Genomic DNA, 8,574 nt, shown 5'->3' with positions numbered 1-8,574 from the left:
TTACCGTGAAATATATCCCCGAGTTTCGGACTCGGGGATCTTTGGTTTTAGGGAATGGGGGATTATTGGGCGGGTACAATTGAAGAGCCTTTTCACGCATACTGTCCACATCAGCAGGGAAGTGAATATCATTCTGCTCCAAAGCCTGCCTGCAAACTTTGAGCTGTAGCTGCTCAGTGTCCGATAGCTTGCCCTTATTAGACAACTCCTTAAAAAGCGGTGCCTGTTCGAGCAGACTCACCATTCGGTTGTATTCCTCAATATGCTCGTTTATCTCCTGCCGCTGCTTTTCGTATTCAGTTCTCAGCTTTGCGATTCTGCCCTCCAAGTCACCGATAGAACAGATATTATCTTTGCTGATTACCGAAAGCTGTGCCGACAGTCTATAAACATCAAGGTCATTTTCAACCGAGTATTCCGTCGTGACTATTCGCTTGCGAGGGACTTTCTTCCGCTGTCCGGCAAGTATCCTAACATCATGCAGAATGGCGGCATAGGCTTCGCTTAGTTTGGTCTGCTCGTTCTGTGAGGGCGTAGTTCCGGCACCCACCTCACGATAAAGAATGCGTGTGTTTAAGCTATCCTCGGTATATTCCTCACCGAGCGTTTTAGTACGAACAAATCTCTGTTGCCCGGGTGCTTTGATAGAAATATACTTGCCACGCTTGACCTCATATCCACGTTCTTCAAGCACCTGTAAAAGCTCATCAAGCGAGTTGACCGAGGGTATCAGCTTGTCGATCTCCTGTCGTATTTGTTCTTTCCACGAAGTGCCTTTTTTGTTCTGACTCCATTCATAGTAGCTTACCGACCGCCCCTTGTTTTCAAAATTCAGCGCAGGTTTCACTCCAAAGGTCCGGCATACACCGTTGATGGTTTCCCTTGGTTGGCGTAAAGAGCTGCGGTTGGCATAATACTTCTGTCCCGACAGCGAGTAAGAATTTATTATCACATGATTGTGGACGTGCGAAGCGTCAACGTGCGTGGCTATGACCGCTTGAACTTCATCTCCAAAGTTCTTTCTAACAAAAGCCTTTGCTATCTTGTGAGCAAGTTCGGGTGTGACATTCTCCTCATCTGCAAAACTCATAACATAGTGAATCGCTTTTACAGTTCCTTTGCCTGAAAGCGGCGGAGGACTGTCAAAACTATCTCTTGAAAAATGATTGTAAACTGTTTTCATCTGTAAATATGCATCACGGGCGTTGGTGCAGCAATTGACCGAAGCTGTAAGCACTAAATCCTCGGTCTTTTCGGGATTCAGTATGTACCTTAAACTTTTTTCCACTGTAGTGTGGATACAAACTGACTTAACGTATGGGATAAGCATTCCACTTCCTTTCTGAGCTTTTCAACGTCCCCGGCATAGAGATTGTTCGTTTCATTTGCCTTTCGAGCTATCTGGTTGATGTTGTTGGAAATAGTCCTCATACCGTTTATCAAAGGGGCAAGTCCCTTTAAGTCTAAAACCCTGACCTCCGAACTTACAGCCTTATCACGAATAAAAGACGTTGTAGTTTTGTTGCAGGCATCAGCCCTTCTCTCGACCTCCTCCCATTGCTTCATATCAAATGTGATTTTCTTCTCTTTTACTTGCTTGTACTTTCTCATACTTCTTTTGCTCCTTTCGTTTTCTGTAGTATATTTCTTGTTTCCCTCGAAAGAGGGCTTGTGTTAAGGGCGACGGGTTCCCTTAACAGACAAACCGGAGGGCTCCGCCCGAATGGTTTGAGGGAAAGTGGTGAGTATGCACCACTTTCTATACTTGCTTCTGCTGGCAACGAATATTAGGGCATTATCCATATCATTCAATACATCAGCCCGTATGGGCTGCCGCCCAAAATATCATTTGACCGCTGCGTATGCAGCCGACTTTTACACCCCCTTTCATAAGGTAGTACAGAATCGACTGTTTTTCGGAACCACTCAGACAGCAGTTCTACGAATGAAACAAATTAGCATTGCTGAGGATTATTCTGATTTGTGAGAAATCACAAACTTTTGAAAAATCGGGAAAAACGGTTCCGAAAAATGCCGATTTTTGTACTACCTTATGAGAGAAGGTTTTCAACCACGATGTTCTTTCGCCGGAATATCGCTCGGTCTGCCTAATGAAAAGACTTCGCTCAATTTCAAAAATGAGGGAGGAGATATGACAAGCAATATCTTTCAAGACATCAAAGACAGGGTAGACCTCAAAGACCTCGTTCGCTATTACGGTCTGGAAGTGGATCGGGGCGGCTTCGCCTGCTGCCCGTTCCACAACGAGAGGAACCCTTCCTTTAAAGTCTATGAAGATCATTACCATTGCTTCGGCTGTGGTGAGCACGGAGACCATGTTGATTTCGTTCAGAAGATATATGGACTAACAAATATTGAAGCTGCAAAAAAGATCAGTCACGACCTGGGGCTGGGACTTGATGACGGAGAACTCGCCATTCCCGTAAAACCAAGATTGCTAAAGCCCAAAAAAGACGAGGCATTTCTCTTGTGGCTCGATGAATCGGTGCATACGCTTCTGGAATACAAAAAGCTGCTGAATTATTGGGAGAAGATCTATGACCCCCGGAGCCCGATAGATAAGGTCAATGAGCGTTATCTTGAAAGTATCAACAAACGGGGCTACACGGAATACTATCTCGATAAGCTTCTCTATGGAAATGAGAGTGAACAGCGTAGGTTTTATGAAATGGACAGAGACTATCCTCTGACCATAAAAAAGCGGCTGGAACAGCTTGATGCTGTCAGCCGGACTGCGCCAAAACACGCTATGTAAAATATGGAGGAAAAAGTAATGATAAAGTTTATTATAGGTACAATGGTCGGCGGAACTGTCGGATTTTTCACCGCAGCGCTGCTCGCAGCAGCCAAGAGGGGTGACGACTATGAGGTTTGATAACAAAGACACAGAGATCTTTATGTATCTCGTAAAGACCTTTGTTGCAGATAGCCATACATACCTGCTTCCGACAGATAAGTATTACGCACTTGATCCAAACAAAACGCTGCTTGGCTACTATGATGATGATTACATCTACCTTATACCCAGTGTACTTGTTGGTATGTGCGATGACTATCTCACAAAGTTGGGCAAGCCCCACACCAATATGCAGCTTATTCTCAACACCCTGTTCAGGGCTAACCTTATCAAGGTCATCTGGGTGATGCGGAAGGATATGAGATACCGTCCGGAAAAGCGTATCGGCGGAACTCGCCGCAGATACATCATCTTTATCAGAAAAGAACTGAAAGATCGGAAGGGGACTATCAATGCCTAACGAAAGAATAAAGAATGAAATGATACTCGCCGGCGTAAGCATAAACGAGCTTGCAGAGTATATAGGAAAGACAGAACAGAAAATCGTCGAACTGCTGAACACCGAACTTGGTATCATGCAGAACTACAAGGTCATGCTGGCGGTCACGGAAATCGTGAGAGGGAAGGGGAGAACATAATGGATTCGATAGAATTTATGAAAGAGGTCGCTAAGCGCAAGGGCGTTTCCGAGATGACCGCTTACAGATATGTAAATTCGGTCATGGACACTATCCGGCAGGTGCTTGCCGAGGGTGAGGAAATAAAGATCGGCAGCTTTGGAAAGTTTACAGTTGTTACCGACCTGGAGGGCAACAAGAACGCTATGCTCTGCGCAAGCAAGTCGCTGAAACAGGCACTTACAGCAGGGGAGGGGATAGTCTGAGCGAGGAAAAGAAGATAGAGCGCAGATACGGACAGTGCGATGTCACTATTACTTTCAAGGGCAGCAACCCAAAGCTGAAGGATGAATTGTTTTCTCTGCTGTGCGACAGCTTTGAGAACAGAGTCATGAATAATGACGAACAGAAAGAGGATACTGACAAAGGCGCATAGAAATAGAACTGTGTGATAATTGCTCTAACTGTCTATATGTTTCGTCGCATATAGATCGGTCTGCCTATATGGGCAAAAATCAGAAGAATATATTTTTGAAAGCAGAAGGGAGGTGTCACATCAAATAAAACAGCGAAAGGAAGAAAAAATATGAAGGTGTTCTACAAAAGACGGATTAACATCAATAAGAATATCGAAAAGATAAGAAGCGAGACAGTCACATTTGTCGTATCATAAATACAGCAGCCGACATCTCTGCCGGCTGCTAAAGGGGGTCATGCTATTTTCGTGGGTATCTCAAAGTACTGTTCAAGCTGCTCCTCTGTGAACTGCCCCTGACTACTGTCCGACCAGTCAACGAAGATCTGCTTGAAATCGTCGATATAAACAACTGTTGCAGTTGAGCCGACAGGCTTGGTGCTATCTATTTCTTTGATGAGTGTGATCGTTGTACCTACTGTTAATTCGTCCATTTTACTTTCTCCTGAGTGTTTAGATGCTGTAACACACAGCTCTATCATTATACTATATTAAGGGCTCGGTGTCAATCGGCAGAATGACGGTTTTAGGACAAAAGAAAGAGGGCTGCCACGCAGCAGCCCTACGATCTCCGGGCGTGAAGCCCTGTTGCCCTTGTCCTCATCAAATGCCGTTTCGCCTTACGGCATCCGCCAATAAATAGTATAGCACTTTGGACGGAAGATGTCAATACTTTTTTGATTATTCTGTCATTATTCTGTCATAGCAAGCAGAGCTTTCATATCATCATCGCTAATGATAAAGTCAAGCTCGGTGTTTTCCTTGATGTATTCCTCATGGACAGATTTCGGCAGAGGAAGAGTGCCAAGCTGAAGATCAAAGCGGTTTGCGAGTTGGGAAACCGAAACGCCGTATTTCTTTGCCATAGCCTCGATCTCCGCCTTGCCCGAGAGCCGCCCGGTAGCGTTAGGGGAGTAGGCTTCAACGAGTATATCATTCTCTTTGCAGAAATCCATAAGCTCCTGCGGCACGTGACCGATATGTACTCTGATCTGGTTTACCATAGGCTTTATCCTTGCGTTGCCGATCAGGTTTTGCAGATCATCAATGCTGAAATTGGAAACTCCGATAGCCTTGAGCTTTCCGGCTTCGTAGGCTTCCTCAAAGGCTTTCCATACGGCGAGGTTTTCTTCAAAATATGTTTTGCTCTGGTCGCCGCCCCAGGGCTTGGGCCAATGTATCAGCATAAGGTCAAGATAGGGCGTGTCAAGTCTTGCAAGAGAATCATTTATGTGCTGAACTGCTTCCTCATAGGTCTTTATCTCGGCAGGCAGCTTAGAAGTTACATAGTAGCTTTCACGGGGCTTGCCGCTCGCTTTCATTCCCTTGCCGACTCCGGTTTCGTTTCCGTATGCAATAGCCGTGTCAATGTGTAGATAGCCGATGTCGAGAGCGTATTTTACGACTCTCTCGGCGTCCTGCTCCGAGGTCTGCCATGTACCGAGAGCGACCTTCGGTATCTTGTTCCCGTTTGCCAGCGTGTAGGTCTCCTGATAAATCATAGAGAACACCTCCTGTTTGTATTTTATATATATTATCCTTTCAGAACGGATAATCCTCATCGAGATTGGTAATGAACCTGTGACCATCAAAGTCGCTGCGTTTCGTCTCAAAAAGCAGACGCAGTATCTCTGCCGCTTCATAAGAGGAAAGAGGAGCAGGGTTGTCTGCTCTGCCATCGGTGCGTATCCAGCCGGGGTGAACGCAGAAAATGTTTATGCTCCTGTCATCTTTGAAGGTGTTTACAAGGTTCATTGTTGCCATGTTGAGTGCCGCCTTAGCCATGCCGTAGTCTATCATATTTGTTCGGTAGCATTTTGAGATACTGCCGGCTTCGGAGGATATGTTCATGATGAGTGCTGTTATTTTGCTCTTTTTAAGCAGCGGATAAAAAGCCTTGATGACTCTCATGGGTCCGACTGCCGCAATATCTACAGTATGTGCGATATAGTCCAGGTCTGCTTCAAAAAATCCCTTGTCGCAGTCAGGGGAAACGGTAACAGCATTGTTTATCAGCAGGTCAAGGTGATCGAGTTTTTTCGTAAGCTCTTCGGCCGCCGCCTGAACCGAGGCCGTGCTGCCAATATCCATTGTAAGTATTATGAGTCTGTCGCCATACTGTTTTTTCAGGTCATCAAGCTCTGCACACGGTTTTCGTACAGTGGCTGCTACATTGTCACCTGCTTCAAGGTACCTGAGCACCATATTAAAGCCAAGTCCTACTGCCTTTCCTGCGCCTGTTATCATAACATTTTGTGACATAAGATCCCTCCGTTTTCAGTTCAGCGACCACCCATTGTCACCATGATATATCATGAGCTTAGTCATACCGCCGTCAATGCAGATGTTTTCGCCTGTGATAAAGCCCGCCTTGTCCGAGCAGAGGAACAGCACCATATTTGCGATGTCGAGCGGCTCGCCTACACGTCCGCAGGGCTGCTGATAAGCGTCGGCACCCTCATACACTTTTCCTCCGGTTTCTATCCACCCGGGAGAGATAGAATTGACATGAACTTTTCCCGCAAAGCTCACAGCAAGTGCGTGAGTGAGTGCCGCAATGCCGCCCTTTGCAGCGGTGTAGCTCTCAGTCTGCGGCTGGCTCATTCTGTCTCTTGATGAGGAGATATTGATGATACTGCCGCCTTTGCTGAAATATGGAGCAAAAAGCTTAGAAAGATAAAACGGCGCAGTAACGCCCACCGACAGCGCATACTGAAACTCCTCGTAGCTGCACTCGTCAATGCCCTTCATAAGCGGAAGGGCGTTGTTGATAAGATAGTCGATGTGACCGTACTTTTCTAAGACCTCTGCCGCAAACCGTTCAAGCACCGCCTTGTCGGAAATATCCCCGACAAAATGATCGCCCTCTGCCTTGTCGATAACGCAGACCTCTGCGCCATGCTTTTTAAATTCCTCGGCGATACATTTGCCGATACCATTTGCACCACCGGTGATGACGGCTACTTTGTTGTCAAACATAAAATATCCACCTCACAAAGTCGATATAGCCTTATTCTGCAAACTTCCGACCAAATTCCTTAGCCTCATCGAGCCTGCCGCTGATGTTCAGCATGTGCGCATAAAAATGCTCCTGCTCGACTGCTATGCCCTTTTCGGTGAGCAGCTTTCTAAGAGCATAGACCGTCCTGCGTGACCAGTTCGATGTCGTAAAAAGCACCACCTTGCCTACCTTATCGGCTGACAATTCTTCGGCATACCTTCTCAGCTCCGGAGCCATTATATTCGCATATGGCGCACCGCCGAGAAACAGCGTGTCAACGTGCTCTTTGAGCTGCGGTTCGTCTGTTATTGACACAGCCTTTGTTTTAGCTCCGCCTGCAATGGCACGGGCTATGCTTTTGGTGTTGCCCGTTTTTGAAAAATATCTTACTGCTGTTTTCATAATTCATACCAACTCACAAATAATGTATCCTGCTCTCATCAAACCTGTCCTGCTGTTCCTTTGTCTCCGCAGGATAGCCCACAGGAACAAGCGCAAAAGCGTGAAGCCCGTCGGGATTTCCGAGGACGGCTTCGACCTTTTCCATTCTGTCTTTCAGCGGAGCAGTACCTATCCACACCGCACCAAGACCAAGTGAAGCGGCTTCAAGCCACAGGTTTTCAGTAGCGATACTCAGGTCGATCTCGCAGTACATGGGAAATCTCGCACCCTCAGTCTTATAGCAAGGCACAATGACCACAGGTGCGCCTGCCGCACAACCTGCGTAAGGATTGCTCTCGGAAAGCGCTTTTATCTTCTCCTTGTCCGTCACAACGTAAAACTCCCACGGCTGCTGATTGCCTGCCGAGGGTGCCTGCATAGCGGCTTTGAGAAGCTGTGTGATCTTCTCAGGTTCAACAGGTCTGTCCTCAAATTTGCGTATACTTACTCTTGTGTAGATCTCGTTCATGGTGATACCTCCCATTGTATTATTTCTTTGATTTATATTCTGTCGGGATACCTATATGTCCGTCCTGATTGTCAGCCACATACAGCGCACAGTTGCCGATGTACTTAGACCAATAACCGCCCTGCGAATCGGGCGTCAGATTTTCAAGAATGCCTTTCATAGCAATAGCGTGTGTCGAGATGAGGATATTTCCCGAAATACTTTTAATATCATCAAGAAATTCTCCTGTTCTTTTCAGCACCTCCGAAAGCTGCTCCATACTCTCAGGCGCAGGATTATGTACGAAATCGCTGAAAAACACACGGATTTCCTCCGGCATATTTTTAAGGTCAGTACCCTCGTGACGCCCGTAATCCATTTCAATAAGGCGGTCATAAAGAGTTATCCTTTTATTGGGGACAACTATCTCCGCCGTCTGCACCGCACGGATAAGCGGGCTTGAAAATACATAGTCAAATTGAATATCTTTGAGCATATCGGCGGCGTTTTGCGCTTGTTTTATACCCTCATCATTAAGCGGATAGTTGCTGCGCCCCTGCAGGACGTTTGCTTTGTTAAGCTCGGTTTTTCCGTGGCGGATTATGTATATCATGGGACACCTCAAAATAGATATATGTCAATTATACCATACCGCAGGCATTAAGTCAATAAACTGTGAATCAAGACTTGACCTACACTTGTAGTGCTACAATAGATATTGGACAAAATTAAGAAAAAAGAAAAGAGAGATAGGCAAAAATCTGATAAAATAAA

14 protein-coding genes are annotated in these 8,574 nt (G+C 46.0%); 5 read left to right on the top strand and 9 right to left on the bottom strand.

Annotated elements, in window-relative coordinates; genetic code table 11:
* Positions 1-1,330: relaxase/mobilization nuclease domain-containing protein (locus AB5123_RS13340; protein ID WP_368364943.1), on the bottom strand; the 1,330-nt coding region annotated here is incomplete at its 3' end.
* Complete coding sequence (gene mobC, locus AB5123_RS13335; protein WP_256322613.1) at positions 1,273-1,611, bottom strand: plasmid mobilization relaxosome protein MobC; 339 nt, start codon at positions 1,609-1,611, stop codon at positions 1,273-1,275. The genes AB5123_RS13340 and mobC, both read right to left, overlap by 58 nt.
* Before the next feature lie 541 nt (positions 1,612-2,152).
* On the opposite strand from mobC, the gene AB5123_RS13330 reads away from it, so the two are divergent.
* From AB5123_RS13330 to AB5123_RS13310, 5 genes are read left to right on the top strand one after another with little or no spacing between them, the layout of a single operon-like run.
* Positions 2,153-2,776, top strand: a complete 624-nt coding sequence (locus tag AB5123_RS13330; protein WP_256322612.1) for a CHC2 zinc finger domain-containing protein — start codon at positions 2,153-2,155, stop codon at positions 2,774-2,776.
* Positions 2,777-2,794: 18 nt separating this feature from the next.
* A complete protein-coding gene (locus AB5123_RS13325; protein WP_256322611.1) occupies positions 2,795-2,896 on the top strand; it encodes a DUF3789 domain-containing protein in 102 nt (33 codons plus the stop codon).
* Positions 2,886-3,278, top strand: a complete 393-nt coding sequence (locus AB5123_RS13320; RefSeq protein ID WP_256322610.1) for a hypothetical protein — start codon at positions 2,886-2,888, stop codon at positions 3,276-3,278. Before AB5123_RS13325 ends, AB5123_RS13320 begins: the two co-directional genes overlap by 11 nt.
* Positions 3,271-3,456: a hypothetical protein gene (locus tag AB5123_RS13315; RefSeq protein ID WP_256322609.1), complete on the top strand. Its 186-nt coding sequence runs from the start codon at positions 3,271-3,273 to the stop codon at positions 3,454-3,456. Before AB5123_RS13320 ends, AB5123_RS13315 begins: the two co-directional genes overlap by 8 nt.
* On the top strand, positions 3,456-3,701 hold the full coding sequence (locus AB5123_RS13310) for an HU family DNA-binding protein (protein ID WP_256322608.1): 246 nt from the start codon (positions 3,456-3,458) through the stop codon (positions 3,699-3,701). Before AB5123_RS13315 ends, AB5123_RS13310 begins: the two co-directional genes overlap by 1 nt.
* A 445-nt stretch (positions 3,702-4,146) precedes the next feature.
* Here AB5123_RS13310 and AB5123_RS13305 read toward each other — a convergent pair whose 3' ends face one another.
* From AB5123_RS13305 to AB5123_RS13275, 7 genes are all read right to left on the bottom strand, one after another.
* Complete coding sequence (locus tag AB5123_RS13305) at positions 4,147-4,344, bottom strand: DUF4314 domain-containing protein (RefSeq protein WP_256322607.1); 198 nt, start codon at positions 4,342-4,344, stop codon at positions 4,147-4,149.
* 258 nt (positions 4,345-4,602) lie between these two features.
* Positions 4,603-5,412: an aldo/keto reductase gene (locus AB5123_RS13300; protein ID WP_256322606.1), complete on the bottom strand. Its 810-nt coding sequence runs from the start codon at positions 5,410-5,412 to the stop codon at positions 4,603-4,605.
* A gap of 40 nt (positions 5,413-5,452) precedes the next feature.
* On the bottom strand, positions 5,453-6,172 hold the full coding sequence (locus AB5123_RS13295) for an SDR family NAD(P)-dependent oxidoreductase (protein WP_256322605.1): 720 nt from the start codon (positions 6,170-6,172) through the stop codon (positions 5,453-5,455).
* Positions 6,173-6,187: 15 nt separating this feature from the next.
* Positions 6,188-6,889: an SDR family NAD(P)-dependent oxidoreductase gene (locus AB5123_RS13290; RefSeq protein ID WP_256322604.1), complete on the bottom strand. Its 702-nt coding sequence runs from the start codon at positions 6,887-6,889 to the stop codon at positions 6,188-6,190.
* Between the two features lie 31 nt (positions 6,890-6,920).
* Positions 6,921-7,313, bottom strand: a complete 393-nt coding sequence (locus AB5123_RS13285) for a hypothetical protein (RefSeq protein WP_256322603.1) — start codon at positions 7,311-7,313, stop codon at positions 6,921-6,923.
* A 13-nt stretch (positions 7,314-7,326) separates the two neighbouring features.
* Positions 7,327-7,821 (bottom strand): nitroreductase family protein, encoded by a 495-nt coding sequence (locus tag AB5123_RS13280; protein WP_256322602.1) that lies wholly within the window; start codon positions 7,819-7,821, stop codon positions 7,327-7,329.
* A 19-nt stretch (positions 7,822-7,840) separates the two neighbouring features.
* Entirely contained in the window at positions 7,841-8,413 is a 573-nt protein-coding gene (locus tag AB5123_RS13275; protein ID WP_278643767.1) for a histidine phosphatase family protein, read from the bottom strand.
* Positions 8,414-8,574 lie beyond the last annotated feature (161 nt).

The organism is Ruminococcus sp. RTP21204st1_B2_RTP21204_210225 (assembly GCF_040914135.1).
Classification (GTDB): domain Bacteria; phylum Bacillota; class Clostridia; order Oscillospirales; family Ruminococcaceae; genus Hominimerdicola; species Hominimerdicola aceti.
This window is presented reverse-complemented; position numbering and strand designations above follow the sequence as displayed.